This window comes from Streptomyces sp. NPDC021020 (assembly GCF_044333285.1).
Lineage (GTDB): Bacteria > Actinomycetota > Actinomycetes > Streptomycetales > Streptomycetaceae > Actinacidiphila.
The window spans coordinates 527,603-546,495 of the sequence record NZ_JBIRQQ010000006.1 but is presented as its reverse complement, the minus strand read 5'-3'; the positions used below and the strand labels follow the sequence as shown (position 1 = coordinate 546,495).

Sequence of the window (18,893 nt, the reverse complement as noted above, 5' to 3'; positions counted from 1 at the left end):
GTATCCCCCGCGCGGTCGGCAGACCTATGCTGCGCAGGTGGACGAGCAGACCGGCGCAGGGCGGGGAGTCGCGAAGGAGCCGGCCCGCGGGCTCCGCCGGCTGCTCCTCGCGGCGTGGCGGCGGCCGGAAACCCCGTTGGAGCCGGTGCCGGCCGCGGAGGCCCGGCGGCGGGCGGCGCACGGGATACGGGTGGTCGGCGGGATCTGGGCGGTGGTGGCCCTGGTCGTCGCCGGGCTCGTCCGCGTGCAGGTGATCGGCCCGCCGGTGATCGGCCTCTCCGCCCTGGCGGCGATGTTCGCGGGGCAACTGGCCTTCGAGATATACGCGGGGGATGCCGAGCAGGTGACCGTCCATGTGCGGGACGGCCAGACCCTGATCTCGGCGAAGACGCTCACCGGTGTGCGCACGCTGGACCTCGGCGCGCTGGCCCGCATACGCCGCTCCGAGACGCACATGCGCGGTGGCTACGCCGACCGGCTGCGGCTGCTCGACCTGCACGGCGTGCGGCTGTCCCTCACGGGCGGGTACGAGGTGCTGGCGGCGCTGCGCCGGGCCGTGGAGGCGGACCCGGGCGTGGAGGTCACGCCGCACGCGGAGGAGGCGCTGAGCTTTGCCCGGCGAAGCCGCCTCCGCGCCCTGCGGCGCAGCTTCGCCGGGATGTGGCTGGTCATGGCCTCGCTGCTCGTCCCCCTGCTGGCCGGCTTCGCCCTGACCGCCGTCCTCGCCTGGACGAACCCGCTCTGACCGCCGTCAGCGCCCGGCCGAACCCGCTCTGACCGCCGTCAGCGCCCGGCCGAACCCGCTCCGACCGTCAGTGCGTAACGGTCAGCACCGTCTTCCCGACCCGGTCGTCCGTGTCGAGATACCGGTGCGCCTCCACGACCTCCGCCAGCTCGAAGGTGCGGTCGACGACCGCGCGGAAGGCGCCCGCGCGCAGGCCCGCGCCGATGAACGCGGCTGCGCGGCGCAGGCGTTCGGGGCGGTGGGTGGTCTCGAAGACCAGGAAGGTGCGCAACGCGACCGGGGGCATGCCGAGTTCGAGGCCGGGGTACGGGGTCGGCTCGCCGCTGAGGCCGCCGTAGACGATGTGGGTGCCGTCGGGGGCGACGAGGCCCAGGAGTTCGCGGACGCCGGGGCCCGCCACCGCGTCGAGGACGAGCTCGACGCCGCGCCCGCCGGTGGCCGCGCGGACCGCCTCGGGGACGTCGTCCGTGGCGGTGACGACGACCTCCGAAGCGCCCTCGCGCAGCAGCGCGTCCTTCTTGGCCGGGCCGCGGGTCAGGGCGATCGCGCGGGCGCCGATGCGCTCGGCGACGTGCAGGGCGGCCAGGCCCACGCTGCTGGAGGCGGCGTTGACGAGAACGGTGTCGCCCGGCCGCAGCCCGCCGACCTGCACCATCGCGCCGTAGGCCGTGAGGTACGGCATCCACACCGCTGCGCCCTCGACCGCGCCGAGGCTCTCGGGGCGGGGGAGGACGGCCGCGGCGGGGACGACGGCGCGCTCGGCGTAGACGGCGTGGTCGTTCTGCGAGAAGGCCGGGATGACACTCACCGGCTGCCCGGCCGCGAGCCCTTCGACGCCGGGGCCGACGCGCTCGACGACGCCCGCCGCCTCCGCGCCGAGCCCGGCGGGGAATCGGCGGACGGGCTCGATGTAGTGCCCCGCGCGGAAGAGCGCCTCCGCGCGGTTGAGGCCGACCGCGTCGACCCGCACCAGCACCTCGCCGGGGCCGGGTTCGCCCGGGTCGGCGTCCTCGACCCGCAGCACCTCGGGGCCGCCGTACTCGTGGAAAAGAACCGTCCTGCTCATCGCGTCCGTCCTCCGTCGTTCGCTCACGAGGCGGTCCGCGAGATCGTCGCGCCGCCCACGACGCAGTCAACTCCCGCGGCGCGACGCGAACTTCCCGACGTGCCGAAGGTCACCCGGTCGCGGGCGCCGTCGCCTCCTCGTGGAAGGCCACCGCCGCCTGCGCGGGCACCCGCGCCGCCGCGCCGCCCGCGGGGCGACCGCCGTCCAGGCCGGTCAGCGCCGGGGCCGGGGTGCCGACCTGCACCGCGGACTCCGTGACGGCGACGCGTCCGCCGAGCCGCGGCTCGGGCAGCGCGCCGGGCTCGCCGCGGACCAGCAGACGCACCGCCGCCCAGGGGAGGTTGAGGCCCGTGAAGGCGGTCTGGAAGATCCCGGCGGAGGCCCGCGGGTTGGCCTCCAGCAGCACGGGGCGCCCGGCGCGGTGCCGGAGCTGGACGTTCGACAGATACGCGAGGCCGAAGTGCTCGACGACCGCGTGCGCGATGCCGACCGCCTCCGGGTCGTCGAGCAGCAGCCGGTAACGCCCCTGCTTGGCGCGGGGGATGGCGGCGAGCGGTGTCCCGCCGGGCGCGGACAGGCAGTCCACGCTCACCTCCGGGCCGTCCAGGTACGGCATGACGAGGAATTCCGGCACGCTCTCGCCCGCCTCCGCCGCCCGCTCCAGCGCCTCGGCGACGGCCCGCACCGACACCACCGGCACGGGCGGCGCGAGCAGGTCGCGGATCCGCAGCGGCCGGTCGTCCAGCACCCGGAAGCCGAACGCCGAGAATTCCCCGGAGGGCTTGAAGCACACCCGCTCGCCGTCCGCCGTCAACTCCTCTACAGCGGCGCGGAATCCGGCGGCGTCGCGCACCGCCCGCCACGGCGGCACCGGCACCCCGGCGGCCCGCGCGGCCTCGTACGTACGGGTCTTGCTCGTGAGCGCGGCGATCGCGGCGGGCGGCGAGCACATCAGCCGGGTGCCGAGCGCGGCGAAGTCGTCGGCTCGGCCGGCCAGGGCCGACAGCCGACGCGGCGGTACGAGCACGTCGATCGCGTGCCGGCGGCAGAAGTCCAGGGCGAATTCCGCGTATTCGGCGTCGCCGACGTAGCGCGGCTCCACCTCGGACGCGTCGCACGCGGCGAGCGCGGGGGCGTCCGGATCGACGTTGCTGCCGTGGATGCGGACGGTGACCCCGTCCGGGTTGTCCCGCAGCATCCGCATCACCTGGGTGGAGGCCACGCCTGCGCTGCTGAGCCAGATCCGAAGTGCGATGGCGCGCTCCTCACGGTGGGGGCCGACGAGTCGGCGGCGGGGGTGGAGCCGGGTGGGAGGGTGAGCGGATCGTAACCCGGTTCGATGACGGCCAGGTTTCGCGTGAGCGGACACTCGTGGCCGCAATACGGCCGTCGCGAGGCGGAGTTGAGGTGCGTCCCGCAACAGGGCCGCTACGAGGTGGAGTTGCGGTGCGCCCGCGCGATGCGGCCGGGTACAGGCCGCGCGCCCGAACGATGTTGGTGCGGTGTTGGCCGCTCGTTGGACGTCCCTGGTTCGCTGCTGCTGCCGACCGGTGGACCGCCGGAACGGCATAAGCAGCACGAAGGGGGACACGTACGTGTTCAGCAAGATCCTGGGCCGCGCCGCGGTGGCCGCGACGGCCGCGGGCCTGGCACTGGCCGTCGGCATGGGTACGGCGCAGGCAAGCACCAGTTCGCCCTACGTCGGATACGGCTACACGAACAACACTCACGCCGTCTGGTGCGTGCAGCACCTGGCGAACGACATCGCCAGGACCCACGACCACCCGACCATCGCCGAGGACGGCGTCTTCGGACCGGCCACCTACAACATGGTCCGCTGGATCCAGGGCAGCGCCCTCTCGTTCGAGGGCCTGACGGTGGACGGCGTCGTCGGCAAGGCGACCGGCTACGAGCTCCTCTACTGGGGCGACAGCTACTACGGCGGCAACGGCTACTGCATGGGCTACGTCCCGTCCACGTCCGACTACTTCCCGCCCTCCCCGCCGCTCGAACTGGACTGACGCGGGACGGCCGCCTGACGGAGTCGTACGGCCGGGCGCGCCCGCACCCCGGCCGTACGGCTCATTCCTCCGGCGGCTCCGCCGTGCTCCCCCGCACCACCAGGCTCGTGGCCAGCTCGACCCGGCGCATGCCGGGCTGCACACCGCGCCCGAGGTCGAGGACGAGGCGGGCTGCGGCCTCCGCCATGTCGACGAGCGGCTGGCGGACGGTCGTCAGCGGCGGGCCCATCCACGCCGACACCGGCAGGTCGTCGAAGCCGACGACGCTCACGTCCTCCGGGATGCGCAGGCCGAGTTCGCGGGCGGCCTGGTAAATGCCCATCGCCTGCACGTCGTTGCCCGCGAAGAGCGCGGTGGGGCGCTCACCGGCGGGCGCGGACAGCAGCTCGTGGGCGATGTGGTGGCCGGCCTCGGTCTGGAAGGTGCCGTGCCGTACGAGGGTGTCGTCGCTGTCGACGCCGCCGGTCTCCAGCGCCGCGCGGTAGCCGTCGATACGGGCGCGGCTGCACAGCACGCTCTCCGGGCCGCCGATGACGCCGATGCGCCGGTGGCCGAGGTCGAGCAGGTGGCGGGTCGCGGTGTAGCCGCCCTGCCAGTTGGTGGTGCCGATGGAGGGGACGTCGTCGGCGGGGTAGCCGGCCGGGTCCATGACGACAAAGGGCACGTCCCGGCTGACGAGCAACTCGCGCTGGGCGGCGGTGAGATCGGACATGACGAGGATGACGCCCGCCGGATCCCGGGTGAGGACGCCGTCGACCCACGACAGGCCCATCTCCTCGCGGCCCGACGACTCCGACAGCACGACCGTGAGGCCCTCCTGCCGCGCGACGTTCTCCGCGCCGCGGATGATCTCGGTGGCCCACATGCTGATCAGCTCGTGGAAGACGATCTCCAGCAGGCCGGACGGGCGCGGCCGCGCGGCCCCGCGCTTGCGCCGGTAGCCGTGCTCGCGCAGCAGCGCCTCGACCTTGTCGCGCGTCGCCGGGGCCACGTGCGCGCGGCCGTTGAGGACCTTCGACACGGTCGGCGCCGACACCCCCGCCTGCCGGGCGATCTCCGCGAGCGTCGCGGGCACGGCGGGCGCCGAAGCGGCCGGCCCCGGCCCGGCGGACGTGCCGGAAGCGCGGGAAGCGCCGGACACGGATTCACCGCTCGCTGTGGGCCCGCCGCCCGGCTTGGACTCGCTGGCTTCGCCCGCTTTCCGCCGGGTGCGCGGGGTCTGACCTGTCACCTACCCATGCTACGGAATCTCCCTGTGCTCTTCCGCCAGCAGGGCCGCACCCGCGAGCGCCAGCGCCTGGGTCCCGGCGGGCCCGCGGTCGCCGTCGGCGACGACCACCGCGTACGCCCTGACCAGCGTCGCACCGTCCTCGACGGTGACCTCGCGGTCGAAGAACGGCGCCGGGCAGACGGCGGCGAAGGGCGTGGAGCGCACGAACCACCGCACGCCGGAGCCGCCCGGTTCGTTGCCGGGCGCGTCGACGAAGGCGAGCGTGGAGGAGCGGCCGTGCCCGTCGTGCCTGCCGGTGAAGCCGAGCCAGGGCGCGCGCACGCCCATCAGCTCGTCGCCGCCGCTGCCGCCGGGGGTGTGCACGGTGCCGCCGGTGAAGTCGCGCGGCCCGCGCCAGAACAGGCCGCCGTAACCGGCGTTGGGACGGCCCTCGGTGGTCGGGCTGCCGATGACCGTACGCCTGCCGCGCACGTTGGTGACCGCGGTGCGGAAGAGCAGCGCCCAGGCGTCCTCGCCGGGCAGCAGGGCCGCCACGAGCCGCCGCTCCTCGGTGAAGCGGTGCTCGCCGCCCTGGGCGCGCCAGTGCAGTGTCTCGGTGACGCGCAACCGGCCGTCGCGGAGGGTCAGTTCGGGGAAGCCGACATGGTCCATGGAGCCGTTGTTGTCGTACTGCCGGTAGCCGGTGCCGCGGCGGTACGTCACGCCGCCCCAGAAGTTCTCGTCGTCGACGTTGGGGAGGGAGAGGGCCAGGCCCTTGTGCCAGATGTGGTCGTGCGGCCGGTAGATGGTGACGGCGTCGCCGCCGAGGGTGCGGAGGGGGTGGAAGTACGGTCGCGGGGACTCCAGTTGGGCGTCCCACGGACCGTAGACGTAACGGGTGAGCGGCCGGCCCCGGTAGGTGAGTCGGAGGGACGTGCCGACCTCGTGCGTGAGCCCGAGCCCGCCGGGTACGGGCTCGGCACCGGGGGACGCGGCGGGCGGTTCGGGGGTACGGGCGTCGGTCACCGGGACGTCTCCTCGGGGCTCGCGGGGGCGGCGGGTACGGCGGGGCTCGCGGGCTCCGCGGGCCACGGCGTGCCCGGGCCCTGCATACGGCGGTAGTACGGGTCGGCCGCGCCGATCGCACCGCGCGTGACGGGCCCGCGCCCGAAGGCGGAGGCGTACGTGGCCGCGACGAACTCCAGCGTTCGGCGCGCCTCGGTGAGCGTCACGGGCGGCGCGGTGCCCGCCGCCACCGCGTCCAGCACCGCCGCGAACTGCGCGGAGTGCCCGGACGGCTGCCCGCTCGGGCCCGCCTCCCACGCGGCGGCCACCGCGTCCTCGTGGCCGGGCGCGGGGTGCACCCGCCAGTCCGCGTCGCCGTAGCCGTACAGGTGCTCCAGCTCGACCGTGGCGTACTCGAAGTCGAAGCGCAGGTAGCTCGTCTCGCGCGGCGAGAGCAGGGAGTTGACGACGGTCGCGACGGCGCCGCCGTCGAAGGTGGCGATCGCGCACGAGACGTCCTCGGCGGCGGTGGGCCGCGCCAGCCGCGCCGCGACCGCCGTGACCTCGCGCCACTCGCCCAGCACCGCGAGCAGCAGGTCGAACTGGTGGATGCCGTGGCCCATCGTCGGGCCGCCGCCCTCGGTCTCCCAGCGGCCCCGCCAGGGCACCGCGAAGTACGCGTCCGGGCGGTACCAGAGCGTGTGGCAGACGGCGACGAGCGGGCGGCCCAGCGCCCCCGACGCCATCGCGGCCCGCAGCCGGGCGGCGCCGGAGCCGAAGCGGTGCTGGAAGACCGTCGCGAAGAACGCGCCGCCCGCGCGCTCGGCGGCGGCGATCTCGTCGAGGTCGGCGAGGCTCAGCGTCGGCGGCTTCTCGCACAGCACCGGCACCCCGGCGGCCAGGCACGCGAGCGCCTGCTCCTTGTGCAGCCCGGGCGGCGTGCACAGGTGGACGAGGTCCGGGCGTTCGGCGGCGAGCAGCGCGCCCAGGTCCGTGTGGCGGCCGGGCACGTTCCAGCGCGCGCGGAAGGCGTCCAGCCGCTCGGGGTCGACGTCCGCGGCGGCCACGATCTCGGCCCGCCCGCCGAGCGCGGCCAGGCTCTGCGCGTGGATCCCGGCGATGCCGCCGGTCCCGACGATCGCGACGCGTACGGGTCCGCTTCCCCCGTCGCCGCGGACGCCCCCGCCCGCGCGGCCGCGGACGGCTCCGATCGGGCCGCCGTGATCGTCCACGCCAACCGCGCCGTTCGCGTGATCGCCTACGCCGCCGTGATCGCCCGCATCGCCCGCGCGGCCGCGGTGATCGCCCGCGCCCCCGCCGTGATCGGCCACGTCCCCGTGATCCCCTGCGTCGCCGCTTCCGCCGGTGCTGCTGCCGGGCACACGTCCTCCTGCGGTTCCGCCCCGCCGTACGGGGCCGGTCTTTCGGAAAGTTTTCCGAACGATATACGGTGGCCGACGGCGCCACCAGGCCCCGCCCGCCGCCGCCCCGCCCCCCGCGCCCCGCGGCCGCGCCCTCACGGGCCGCTCCGTGCCCGGCCTCCGCGGTATCGGCGCCGCGCCCACCACGGGCGGGCGGCCCCGGGCCGGGGCGCACCCGGTGGCGTACCGTGCGGCCGCGAGCCGCACCGCCCCGACGAAGGGACCGCCCGCATGACGAGCACCGCACCGCTGCTGCCCGGGGGCGTGGGCCTGTCGCGCCTGCGCGTCTACCCGTGGGCCACCGCCGACGGGCTGCACGGCGGCTCCCCGCACCTCCATCTGACCTGCACCGAGGCGTACTACGTGGTCGGCGGCAGCGGCGAACTGCACACCCTCACCGCCGCCGAGGGGCTGCGCCGCACCCCGCTCGCGCCCGGCGACACCGTGTGGTTCACGCCCGGCACCATCCACCGGGCCGTCGACACCGGCGGGCTGGACGTCCTGGTCGTCATGCAGAACGACGGCCTGCCCGAGGCGGGCGACGCCGTCATGACCTTCCCGCCCGAGCACCTCGCCGACCCCGCCGCGTACGCCGCCGCGGCCTCCCTCGGCGACGGCACCCCCGCCGAACGCACCGCCCGCGCCCGCGCCCGCCGCGACCTGGCCGTCAGCGGCTTCCGGCACCTCGCGGCGGAGGTCGGGGCGGGGCGGCCGGAGGCGCTGGAGGCCTTCCACGCCGCCGCGGCCGCGCTCGTCGCCCCGCGGCTGGACGCGTGGGAGGCCGCCTGGCGGGAGCGGGCCGCGGCCGCCGCCGCCCGTACGGGGGAGCAGATCGCCGCCCTGCGCCGGGGCGCCGCGGCCCACTTGGCGGACGCGTCGGTCGTACGGGCAGCGGCGCCGCCGCAGGACGTCCTCGGCATGTGCGGCCACCTCGCGCCCACGCGCCGCGACGACGCGCGCTGAGACCGGCCACGAGAACCGGTCGCCCCCGGACATGCCGAAGGGGCGCGCCGCGGCGCGCCCCCGGGTAGCCCCGGAGCCCGGACAAGGCAGGCTCCGGAGCCGGTCACGGAGGCGGCGCGGCAGTCAGGGAGTGCTGCCGCGCCGCCTGTCGTCTTCATCCTGTCCACGGACGGGGTGCTTTACCCCTCCGCGGGCGAGGTCAGCTGCTGGTGCAGCTGACGGTGGGGCTGGGAGCCGCACCGTTGCCGGTGAAGCCGTACGTGGTGCTGGCCCCGGCGCCGAGAGCGCCGTTGTACGAGGCGTTGGTCACCGTGACCGCGCCGCTCGTGCCGGTGTTCGTGCCGTTCCACACCTGGGTGATCGTGCTGCCCGAGGGCAGCGTGAACGACGTCTTCCACCCGGCGATCGCGGCCGTGCCGGTGTTCGTGACCGTGACCTCCGACTGGAAGCCGCCCTGCCACGAGTTCACCGTCTTGTACGTCGCCGAGCAGCCCGAGCTGTTACCGCCGGTGGAGCCGGACGTCGAGCCCGAGGTCGTACCGGTCGACGTACCGGTGCTCGTACCGGTCGAGGTACCCGTCGAGGTGCCGGTCGACGTCCCCGTGGACGTACCCGACGACGTACCGGACGAGGTCCCGGTCGAAGTCCCCGTGGACGTACCGGTCGACGTACCCGACGACGTCCCCGTGGACGTCCCGCCCGTCGTGCCGGAGCCGCCGCCCAGCGCGGCGAGCACCGCGTCGTACGCGGGCTTCTTCTGGTAGTTGCCGTCGAAGAGCAGCGGCGTGTCCTGGCTGTGCCAGCTGTACTTGTCGGTGATGCCCCACACCGTGATGCCGGTGCAGCGGGTCACGCCCATGCACGCCTTGACGATGTTGCTGAAGTTGGTGGCCTGCGCGGTGCCGGAGCCCGCGACGTCCACCTCGGTCAGCTGGACGTCCACGCCGAGGTCGGCGAAGCGCTGGAGGTTGGCCTGCATGTCGGAGGTGACCGGCGACTGCGGGTTGAAGTGGCCCTGGAAGCCGACGCAGTCGATCGGGACGCCGCGCGCCTTGAAGTCCTTGACCATGTTGTAGATGGCGGTGCTCTTCGCGTTGATGCCATCGGTGTTGTAGTCGTTGTAGCAGAGCTTGGCGTTGGCGTCGGCGGCCCGCGCGGTGCGGAAGGCCTCCTCGATGAAGCCGTCGCCGAGCTTGTCCTGGAAGGGCGAGCTGCGGTGGGTGCCGGCGCCGCCGTCGTTGAAGGCCTCGTTGACGACGTCCCAGGCGTAGATCTGGCCCTTGTAGTGGTTCATCACCGTGGTGATGTGGTTCTTCATCGCGGCGTCGAGCGCGGTCGCGCTGAGGTTCGAGACCCAGCCGGGCAGCTGCGAGTGCCACACCAGGGTGTGGCCGCGGACCAGCATGTTCTGCGCCTTGGCGTGGGCGACGATCTGGTCGCCGGGGGCGAAGTTGAACGAGTTCTGGGACGCCTCGATCGTGTCCCACTTCATCTCGTTCTCGGGCGTCACCGCGTTGAACTCGGCGTCCAGCGTGGACGCGTACTGCGCCTCGCCGAGGTGGGCCGTCGAGACCGCGGTGCCGAAGTAGCGGCCGCTGGCCGCCGCCGCGTCGCCCAGGTTGCTCGCCGCGTGCGCGGTGCCGGCCGTCGCCATCAGGCCGAACGTGGCGACCGCGCCGGCCGTGGCCGCCGCGACGGCGACGCGTACGCCGGTGCCGGTACGTCTGCGGGCCTGCCCGCGGTCCCGGAGGGAATGACTGAACACTTCCAACCTCTTCTTTCCTCTTCAGCTGGCAGTCCGGGCAGCGCGGAGTACGCACCGTCCGAACGGGTGGGGGGACCATTCGCGAGGGTGGTGTCGGCCACGGGAGTTGTGCCGCGGGTGCGGCGTGGCCGGGAGGAGGGTGGATCGTTCGCCAGTGTGGACCCTGGCCTTCGAAACGTCAACGACCCCTTTCCGAAACAACCGGAGCCCGTAGAACGGCAGTTGACGGGCCATCGCGCGGGCGGGCGCACACCCTCGTGGTGGGCGGTTTTCCGGTGCGTGGCGCGGGGTAGGGCGGGTCGCCACGCGGTGCGGGTGCGGGCCTGTGGACCGTCGCCGGATGTATTGACTCGGTCACTTTTCGGCCTTATGGTGCCCGAAACATTCGCGACAGGGTCGAAAACTTTCGCAACGTGCACACGGGCCCCACCCGTGTCACCGCCCCTGCGGAGAGGGAGCCTCCGCCGGGACGGCACATCCGGACGTCATCGGAAGGACACCAGGTCATGCCCCCCACACCCGGGCTCCCCAGCCCGAAACGCACGACCAGGGCGCGCACGCTCCTCGTCGCACTGGGCGCCGTCGTCGCCTCGGTCGCGGCGACCGTCACCCTGACCTCGCAGAGCGCCAGCGCCGCCTCGCTCACCGAGGTGACCAACTTCGGCAGCAACCCCGGCAACCTCAAGATGTACGAGTACGTGCCGAACACCGTGCAGGCCAACCCGGCCGTCCTGGTCGCGGTCCACCAGTGCACCGGCACCGCCCCCGGCTTCTACTCCTCGACCGAGTTCCACACGCTGGCCGACCAGTACGGCTTCATCGTCGTCTACCCGGACGCCAACATCAGCGGCCAGTGTTACGACGTCTCCTCGTCCGGCGCGCTCACCCACAACGGGAACAGCGACCCGGCGAGCATCGCCCAGATGGTCAGCTACGTCGAGCAGCACAACAACGCCGACGCGAGCCGCGTCTACGTCACCGGCGCGTCGTCCGGCGCGATGATGACCGACGTCCTGCTCGGCGACTACCCCGACGTCTTCAAGGCCGGCGCCGCCTTCATGGGCGTGCCCTTCGGCTGCTTCGCGACCAACGACCCCTCGGGCTGGAACAACGCCTGCGCCAACGGCCAGATCAGCCACACCCCGCAGGAGTGGGGCGACATGGTCCGCGCCGCCTACCCCGGCTACACCGGCCCCCGCCCGCGTGTGCAGCTGTGGCACGGCAGCGCCGACACGACGCTGAATTACAACAACTTCGGCGAAGAGATCAAGCAGTGGACGAACGTGCTGGGCGTGAGCCAGACGCCGGTCGTCACGGACACCCCGCAGTCCGGCTGGACCCACACCCGCTACGGCGCGAACACCACGCAGGCCCCGGTCGAGGCCTTCAGCATCGCGGGCGTCGGCCACTCACTGCCCATGAACGGGATGGCGGCGAAGGCGATCGCCTTCTTCGGCCTGGACGGCTCGGGCGGTACGACGGGCGGGACGTCGACCGGTACGTCCACGGGTACGTCGTCCGGTACGTCGTCGGGTACGTCCACGGGGACCTCGACCGGCACCTCGACGGGTACCTCGACCGGTACGAGCACCGGTACGTCCACCGGTACGACCTCGGGCTCGACGTCCGGCTCCACCGGCGGTAACAGCTCGGGCTGCTCGGCGACGTACAAGACGGTGAACTCGTGGCAGGGCGGCTTCCAGTCGGAGGTCACGGTGACGAACACCGGCACGGGCGCGATCGCCGGGTGGAAGACGTCGTTCACGCTGCCTTCGGGGAGCACGATCACCCAGGTGTGGAACGGCACGAACACCGGCACGAGCGGCGCGGTCACGGTGACCAACGCCTCGTACAACGGCGCTCTCGGCGCCGGGGCCAGCACGACGTACGGCTTCACCGGCAACGGTACGGCCCCCAGCCCCACCGTCAGCTGCACCACCGGCTGACGTACCGGGGACATACCATCCGAACCAGCAGCAACACCCCGTAGTACCGCACGACACCGCACGACAGGAGCACCGCCGTGACCACCACAGCAGAGGACCCGGCCGGCCGTCTGGGCCGGAGCACGTCCGTCGTCGAGTCCACCCGGCAGGTCGGTTCGTATCTCGCCCTGACCTTCGACGACGGGCCGCACCCGGTCCACACGCCGCATCTGCTGTCCGTGCTGCGCGAGCACAAGGTCACGGCGGTCTTCTGCCTGTGGGGCGCGCACGCGCTCGCGCACCCGGAGATCGTCCGGGCGATCGTCGCCGAGGGCCACACGCTGGGCAACCACGGCATGCACCACGACGACATGACCGACTGGGACGAGGAGCGCGTCCGCGCCGACCTGGAGCAGACCTCGGCGGCGATCCGGGCCGCGGTGCCCGGCGCGGCCGTCCCGTACTTCCGGGCGCCCTTCGGCAACTGGGGGCGGACCCCGGCGGTCGCCCGGCGGCTCGGCATGGTGCCGCTGGGCTGGCGGGTGGCGGCCGAGGACTGGGAGCCGCCGGGCACGCAGGAGCTGGTGCACCGGGTGGAGTCGCGGCTGACGCCGGGCGCGGTGGTGCTGCTGCACGACGGCGGGGGCGACCGCTCGCAGACCGTCGAGGCGGTGCGGGCGCTGCTGCCGCGGCTGAGCGCCCGCGGCTGGCATTTCACGGGCCCGGCCCGCAGCTGCCGGGCCGCGTAGAAGACCAGGTCAGCGGGCCTTCGCTCACCCGACCGGCCCACACCGGCTGCCGTGGGCCCGCCGAGGCCCGAGGCTGGACGGCATGCGGTCGAACAGGACCACGCTGGCACCGGTGATCATGGCGCTGGCGTTTCTGGGGGCCTGCTCGGTACCGGATCGTCCGGTGCAGGAGCCGAGGCACCCCCATGCCGTGCTCCACCTCGCTGCCCTGCGCCCCGTCGTCATCGGCCGCGCGGCCTGGCACGCCGACCAGGCGGCCGTCCGCCCGGGCCTGATCTACGACCACGACGTCAAGGCCGTCTTCGTCCACCACACGGACAACCCCAACACGTACGACTGCGTCAAGGACGTCCCCGGCATGCTGCTCGTCCTCGAACAGCAGCACATCGCCGCCGGCTGGGACGACCTCGGCTACAACTTCGTCGTCGACCGCTGCGGCGGCATCTACGAGGGCCGCACCGGCAGCATCGACCGCGACGTGCGCGGCGCCCACACCGAGGGCTTCAACGCCGACACGATCGGCATAGCCGCCCTCGGCAACTTCGGCCCCGGCCAGCAGGTGCCGCACGCGATGCTCCAGTCCATCGCCGAGATAGCCGCCTGGAAGCTCGACCCCGCGGAAACCCCCCTCGGCCACGTCCGCCTCACCTCCTCCAACGACGGCAGCCGCTACCCCAAGGGCACCCCCGTCTCCCTGAACGTGATCTCCGGCCACCGCGACGTCTACGAAACCGACTGCCCCGGCCAGGCCCTCTACGACGCCCTCCCCTGGATCCGCAAAACCGCCGCCGCCCTCCGCACGAAGGCGACCTACACGGACCCGCCCCGCGAGCGGTGACCGGCGGAACCGCTCGACTGCGGTGCGCCGACCGCGGTGCGCAGCTCGTGGACGTCGCAGCGCCTGCCCGTCTGCTCACCTGACGCCTCGCGAGCCACGACCCAGGCAGTTGCCACGTCGCTACGAACCAGGTGGCAGCGCATCCCCCACGCTCGCGGCGAAGACCACCATCTGCCGGTGGTAGGTGGCGTGTTCGGGGTTGGGGAAGCGGACGTTGTGGCGGTGGTAGCGATGGAAGGCGATGATGACCGCCGCGTGGGTGATCTCGGTGGGGAGTTCGGCCCGGTCCTGTGCCGACAGTGGCCGCAACCCTTCGTAACCCTGGAGGACGAGCTGGAGGCGTTCGGGCGAGAGCAGGCCGTCAGAGGTCTGGCAGAGCCCCACCGCCGCCATGCCGAGATCGAGGAGCGGGTCGTCCAGGGACGCGGTCTCCCAGTCGATGACGGACAGGCCGCCGTCGGGCCGGACGATGAGGTTGTCCGCGAAGAGGTCGCCGTGGACGGGGACCGACGGGCGCCGGTGCTGCTCCTCGTGGCGGCCGATCTGCGCCAGCTGCCCGTCGATCCATTCGGCGAAGGCGCGGTCGGGGAACGCGGTGGCGGCAGCACGGTGCGTGCTGCTCAGGCGGCGTGTGCCGATCGGCAGGTCCAGGCCGTCCGGAGCGAAGCCGTGCAGCCGCGCGAGGAGTGCTCCTGCCGCGGGCAGCAGCGCTTCGGGCAGCGGGTCCCGGACCTCGCCGGGAATCAGCTCCTTGAGCAGGTAGAGCCTGCCGTCCACGGCGGTGATGTCGTCGCCCTCGGTGTTGGCGACGACATGGGCCGTGGGCAGGCCCAGCCCGGCGAGGGCACGGGTGACACGCGCCAGGTGCCATGCGCTGTCCTCGTCGTGGTTGTCCAGCGCGGTGAGGACGTACGAGCGGCGGCTGACCGGGTCGTCCAGCCGGAAGCTGGAGTTCGCCGCCCCGCCGTTGAGGGGTGCGGCGACTGTCTCGCCGAGGCGGTACAGGCGGTTGAGTCGGGGCAGGTCGAGCGCGTCAAGGCTCGTGTACGTGGCCACGGCTGCACGGTAGCGCCCTCGCGGCGCCCCCGGAAGTTCACGCCGATTTCAGCCCGAGGCGGAGACGGCTGCTCGCCGGTCGGCGAGCAGGGTGGACCAGCGGGCCGCGGTGGCCTGGGTACCGTCGAGCCAGGCGGCGCGGGGGAGGTCGGGCGGAGGCTCGGAGCCGTCGAAGAAGTGGCTGATTTCCAGGAGGTAGGCGAATTCGGCGCCGTTGACGCAGCCGCGGAGCCGGGTACGGGCGGCGGCGAGGCCGGGCTGGTCGGCCAGTACGGCGTGGTGGAAGCACACCGCGAGCCTGGCGTAGGCCACCGACGAGGTGAGGCCGCTCGCTTCGGCGTCAGCTTCGATACCGGCCGCGCGGGCGGGGAGCGCGGGGTCCGCCCCCGCGTCGCGCAGCAGCCCTGCGATGCCGGCCTGGATCTCTGCCCAGCGGATGCTGGCGCCCTCCAGCAGGCCCTCGGCGAGCTGGAGCTGCTGGTCGGCGCGGCCGGTGTCCTGGAAGGCGGCGGCGAAGGCGAGGCAGGCCCGGCTCAGTGCGGCCTCGCCCGGGTTGGACTCGGCCGTGGCCGCCCGGCAGGCGTCGTCGTACGCGGAGCAGGCCAGGGAGACGCTGCCCTGGGTCCACCACAGGTCACCGAGGGTGCGGTGGCGGCGGCTCCCGGCGGGAAGCCGCTCGGCAGCCGCGCGCACCGCCGGGAAGTCGCCGAGGCGGCGGGCGAGGTGGACCAGGCCGCGGGCGGCGTCGGCAGCCAGCGGCCCGGCTCCCTCGGCGACCTGCCGCATGCCCGCCGCGGACTCCTCGTGGCGGCCGAGGTCCCGCTGGCATTCGGCGAGGAAGTAGCGGGCGAGGTCCTGGGCGGACGGCGGTAGCAGGCCGCCCGCCAGTACCGCGGTGAGCTCGTCCACGATCTCCTGCCGGTGCACGCGCTGGCGGCGCGCCGCAGCCCGGAGCGTGGTGGCCAGCGCGGAGGCGGCCGAGCCCGGGGTGCCCAGCGGCAGGTCGATCGGTTCCCAGATGAAGTCCGAGACGTAGCGGTAGCCAGCGTCCACCAGCCAGTCCAGTTCCAGCCCGTAGGAGCTGGCGAGCCTGAGCCCTTGCGTGAGGCAGGCGAGCAGCCGACGCCGGTCCTCGCCGGCGGGCGGGAGTTCCGCCCGCAGCGCGTCGAAGGCTCGCCGCGCCGCCCTGTGCCAGTCCGCCGCCGACCAGCGATCCTCCGCGGTCGCGTCGGCTTCACGGATCGCTTCGCGGATCAGGTCGTGCAGGTGGTACGGCCAGGGCGCGGCCGGGTCGGCGTCGATGAACGGACGCTCGACGAGTTGGAGCGTGGCGCTGTCCTGCGCCAGACCGGAGGCCGCCGTTGCCAGATCGACGGAGAAGGAGTCGAACAGGCTGACCGTGCGCAGTACTTGGCGTTCCGCGCCGGACAGGTCGCGGAACGTGCGGGCGACCAGCGCGGGGAAGTCGTACTGGAACTCGCCCGCTGCGGGCTGCCGTCCGGTGCGCTGGAACAGGTCGAGGTAGCGCATGACCGCCAAGTCGAGGTACAGCGGCAGCCCGTGGGAGCGCCTGACGATCTCGTGGCGGGTGCCCGCGGCCATCAGCGGCTGCCCGTGGCGAGTGAGGCGTCGGCACAGGTACCGCTCGCAGTCCTCAGCGGAGAGGTAGCCGACGCGGTGCTGCCGGGGTTCTGCGGTCGCGCCGGGCGCGAGGTGGGGCCAGGCGGACGGCCCGGTCCAGTCGAGTTGGCCGTCGAGGCGTTCGTCGTCCCACTGGAGGCGGTTGCGGCCGGTCACCACGAACAGGACGTTGGGCATCAGCCAGGCCACCCGCTGGATCAGCCGCTCCAGTTCCCGATGGGTGCGGTCGCCCACGTCCTCGAACGTGTCCAACAGCACCACGAGGGTGCCCGACCGGTCGGCCGGGAGCTGCGCGAGGTCCCAGGCCAGCAGGTGGGCGTAGTACGAGAGCGCATCGAGGTCGGCGTCCGCCTCCAGCAGGTCCGCGAGCCGGGCGCACCCGGCCAGGGCCGCCATGTTCTTCCGGTGCTCCCGCAGCGAGCCGATCACCGACCGCAGGCTCTGCCCGACGAGTGCCCCGAGCGTGCCGGGCAGCGCGACGGCCTGCGCGACGTCCCCCAGTACGGACTGGACCTGCTCCGGCAGCGACATGGCGGTGGCGAAGCGTCGCAGAAAGCCGTGGCGCCGCAGATACGCCTCCAGCGGCTCCCCGGGGTGGTTGACGTCCCAGTACCGCCGAAGCGCCAGGTCGAACGCGGGCATGGGGCTCCCCAGCCGCCCGGCAGCCAGCCGCAACGCGAGCAGGATGTCCTCGAAGCCGAGACCGGACTGCCGCGAGAGGTCGATGCGCACCGGCAGCAAACGGCCCACCTGCTCAGGCACCGGCGTCCACTGATCGATACCCGGCCCGTCGGAGAGCAGATGCTCCTCCAGATGCCGCGAGAAGGTGGACTTGCCGATCCCGCCGACCCCGTAGAAGACCAGCACGTTCCGGCGCGGGCTTTCGAAGTCCGCGACATCGAAACCGGGTTGGCGGACGGCGACCGCGTGCGCGGCGAGGCTGCGAGCGACCGCGTTCCACTCGTCCATGCGGTCCGCGAAGACGTCCTCGGCCCTCAGGTCCTGCTGGTTGGAGCGGAACAGCGAGCGGAGATCCGACCGGGTCAACGGCAGTCCCTTCCGGCGAGGCGAACTGATCGTGCGGATGCGCGCACGTTCAGTTTACGAACGCGAGCCGATGCGGTGGGCCCGCGGCCGGTCGGGACCTCGTGTTCCGGCCAACGGCCGCACTCCGGGGCTACCCACGCGAGGCCTTTCCGCCCGGCCGCCCGCTGTCCGAACGCCTTGGGGGGCGTCGAAGAGGGCGACGGAGAAACGGAGTTCGCCATGTCCGACATCCCCCTCGTGCCCTCCCTGTGGCGCTTCCCCGCACACCTCGCCTCCGTCGCCCACACCCGGCGGGCCGTCGCCGAAACCCTCCCCCAGCACCTGCTGCCCCGCCTCGTCGACCACCTCGCCACCACCTGGACCGTCCGCCCCCGCCCCACCCGCGGCACCTCCGTCATCGCCGGACTCCGCCTCCCGGGCTGACGGCCCGAGACGTCCGCCTCGTGTGTGAGGTGGCGAGGTGACCTACTGGGTGGCGCTAGCATCGGCACCTTGCCGCCCCCGGGAGTTCGCCGCTATGTCGTTGCCGCGTATCGGAGTTGTCATCGTGACCATGGGCACTCGTCCGCGGGAACTGGATGCTCTGCTCGCTTCGGTGGAGAAGCAGGATGTGCCGGCCGCGCGGGTGATGCTGGTCGGGAACTCGACGCCGCTCGCCGACGTGGACGTGGCGGAGAACGTGACCAAGGTTCCGCTTGAGGACAACCTCGGTTGTCCGGGAGGCCGCAACGTCGCTCTGGAGATGCTGCGTGACTCCGGCGAGGTGGACGTGGTCGTCGAATTGGACGACGACGGCCTGCTCATCGATGCGGGGGTGTTCCGAAGGACCCAGGAGCTGTTCGCCTCGGATCCGCGGCTCGGAATTGTCGGGTTCCGGGTGGCCGACGAACACGGGCACACCGAGCGCAGGTGGGTGCCCCGGCTGCGGGCCGACGATCCGATGCGTGGTGGCCCGGTGACCGCGTTCCTCGGCGGCGGCCACGCTCTCTCCATGCCGATGCTCAGGGAAACCGGCCTGTGGGCGGGGGAGTTCTTCTTCGGGCACGAGGAGTCCGATCTGGCGTGGCGCGCGCTCGATGCAGGTTGGAGGATCCTGTACGAACCCGAGATCGTCCTTCAGCACCCGGCGACGTCCCCGGCGCGGCACGCGGTCTACTACCGGTTCACGGCGCGGAACCGGGTGTGGCTGGCGCGGCGGCGGCTTCCTTGGCCGTTGGTTCCGGTCTACCTCGGGGTGTGGATCCTGCTCACCATGGCGCGGATCCGGTCTGTGGGCGGGCTGAAGGCGTGGTGGGGCGGTTTCGTCGAAGGCGTACGGACGCCGTGCCCTCCGCGCAAGGCGATGCGTTGGCGCACCGTGTGGCGCATGACGCGGTTGGGGCGCCCCCCGATCCTGTGAAGGGCCACCGGAGCGCCGCCGGGAACGTGCTGCGCGCGGAGC

16 protein-coding genes are annotated in these 18,893 nt (G+C 73.3%); 8 read left to right on the top strand and 8 right to left on the bottom strand.

Annotated elements, in window-relative coordinates:
- Positions 1-37 precede the first annotated feature (37 nt).
- A complete protein-coding gene (locus tag ACH4SL_RS21130) occupies positions 38-745 on the top strand; it encodes a hypothetical protein (protein ID WP_398447653.1) in 708 nt (235 codons plus the stop codon).
- Positions 746-812: 67 nt separating this feature from the next.
- On the opposite strand, the gene ACH4SL_RS21125 is transcribed toward ACH4SL_RS21130, so the two are convergent.
- Both ACH4SL_RS21125 and ACH4SL_RS21120 read right to left on the bottom strand, forming a co-directional pair.
- On the bottom strand, positions 813-1,811 hold the full coding sequence (locus ACH4SL_RS21125) for a zinc-dependent alcohol dehydrogenase family protein (protein WP_398447651.1): 999 nt from the start codon (positions 1,809-1,811) through the stop codon (positions 813-815).
- Between the two features lie 109 nt (positions 1,812-1,920).
- Positions 1,921-3,381 (bottom strand): ATP-grasp domain-containing protein, encoded by a 1,461-nt coding sequence (locus ACH4SL_RS21120; protein ID WP_398447649.1) that lies wholly within the window; start codon positions 3,379-3,381, stop codon positions 1,921-1,923.
- Between the two features lie 25 nt (positions 3,382-3,406).
- Between ACH4SL_RS21120 and ACH4SL_RS21115 the strand changes: the two genes are divergently transcribed.
- Positions 3,407-3,832, top strand: a complete 426-nt coding sequence (locus ACH4SL_RS21115) for a peptidoglycan-binding protein (protein ID WP_398447647.1) — start codon at positions 3,407-3,409, stop codon at positions 3,830-3,832.
- 61 nt (positions 3,833-3,893) lie between these two features.
- Here the strand turns inward: ACH4SL_RS21115 and ACH4SL_RS21110 are convergent, their stop codons facing one another.
- The 3 genes from ACH4SL_RS21110 to ACH4SL_RS21100 form a co-directional block, all read right to left on the bottom strand.
- Positions 3,894-4,907 carry a LacI family DNA-binding transcriptional regulator gene (locus tag ACH4SL_RS21110; RefSeq protein ID WP_398447821.1) on the bottom strand — a complete coding sequence of 338 codons (1,014 nt, stop codon included), beginning with the start codon at positions 4,905-4,907 and terminating at the stop codon, positions 3,894-3,896.
- A gap of 165 nt (positions 4,908-5,072) precedes the next feature.
- Complete coding sequence (locus tag ACH4SL_RS21105; RefSeq protein ID WP_398447645.1) at positions 5,073-6,068, bottom strand: PmoA family protein; 996 nt, start codon at positions 6,066-6,068, stop codon at positions 5,073-5,075.
- Complete coding sequence (locus tag ACH4SL_RS21100) at positions 6,065-7,279, bottom strand: Gfo/Idh/MocA family protein (protein ID WP_398447643.1); 1,215 nt, start codon at positions 7,277-7,279, stop codon at positions 6,065-6,067. Before ACH4SL_RS21100 ends, ACH4SL_RS21105 begins: the two co-directional genes overlap by 4 nt.
- Positions 7,280-7,699: 420 nt before the next feature.
- Here ACH4SL_RS21100 and ACH4SL_RS21095 point away from each other — a divergent pair, with 420 nt between their 5' ends.
- On the top strand, positions 7,700-8,431 hold the full coding sequence (locus ACH4SL_RS21095; protein WP_398447641.1) for a cupin domain-containing protein: 732 nt from the start codon (positions 7,700-7,702) through the stop codon (positions 8,429-8,431).
- 199 nt (positions 8,432-8,630) lie between these two features.
- Here ACH4SL_RS21095 and ACH4SL_RS21090 read toward each other — a convergent pair whose 3' ends face one another.
- A complete protein-coding gene (locus ACH4SL_RS21090) occupies positions 8,631-10,085 on the bottom strand; it encodes an endo-1,4-beta-xylanase (RefSeq protein ID WP_398447819.1) in 1,455 nt (484 codons plus the stop codon).
- A gap of 617 nt (positions 10,086-10,702) precedes the next feature.
- On the opposite strand from ACH4SL_RS21090, the gene ACH4SL_RS21085 reads away from it, so the two are divergent.
- From ACH4SL_RS21085 to ACH4SL_RS21075, 3 genes are all read left to right on the top strand, one after another.
- Positions 10,703-12,142 carry a PHB depolymerase family esterase gene (locus tag ACH4SL_RS21085; RefSeq protein ID WP_398447639.1) on the top strand — a complete coding sequence of 480 codons (1,440 nt, stop codon included), beginning with the start codon at positions 10,703-10,705 and terminating at the stop codon, positions 12,140-12,142.
- 77 nt (positions 12,143-12,219) lie between these two features.
- Entirely contained in the window at positions 12,220-12,870 is a 651-nt protein-coding gene (locus ACH4SL_RS21080) for a polysaccharide deacetylase family protein (protein WP_398447637.1), read from the top strand.
- Between the two features lie 82 nt (positions 12,871-12,952).
- On the top strand, positions 12,953-13,708 hold the full coding sequence (locus ACH4SL_RS21075; protein ID WP_398447635.1) for an N-acetylmuramoyl-L-alanine amidase: 756 nt from the start codon (positions 12,953-12,955) through the stop codon (positions 13,706-13,708).
- Positions 13,709-13,828: 120 nt separating this feature from the next.
- Here ACH4SL_RS21075 and ACH4SL_RS21070 read toward each other — a convergent pair whose 3' ends face one another.
- Together ACH4SL_RS21070 and ACH4SL_RS21065 are read right to left on the bottom strand one after the other, a co-directional pair.
- Positions 13,829-14,764 (bottom strand): phosphotransferase, encoded by a 936-nt coding sequence (locus ACH4SL_RS21070; protein ID WP_398447633.1) that lies wholly within the window; start codon positions 14,762-14,764, stop codon positions 13,829-13,831.
- Positions 14,765-14,812: 48 nt separating this feature from the next.
- On the bottom strand, positions 14,813-17,452 hold the full coding sequence (locus ACH4SL_RS21065; RefSeq protein ID WP_398447631.1) for an ATP/GTP-binding protein: 2,640 nt from the start codon (positions 17,450-17,452) through the stop codon (positions 14,813-14,815).
- Between the two features lie 219 nt (positions 17,453-17,671).
- On the opposite strand from ACH4SL_RS21065, the gene ACH4SL_RS21060 reads away from it, so the two are divergent.
- A complete protein-coding gene (locus tag ACH4SL_RS21060; RefSeq protein WP_398447629.1) occupies positions 17,672-17,875 on the top strand; it encodes a hypothetical protein in 204 nt (67 codons plus the stop codon).
- 94 nt (positions 17,876-17,969) lie between these two features.
- The gene (locus ACH4SL_RS21055; RefSeq protein WP_398447817.1) at positions 17,970-18,851 is read left to right on the top strand and encodes a glycosyltransferase family 2 protein; all 882 of its coding nucleotides are present in this window, start codon (positions 17,970-17,972) and stop codon (positions 18,849-18,851) included.
- The last annotated feature ends 42 nt before the right edge of the window (positions 18,852-18,893 follow it).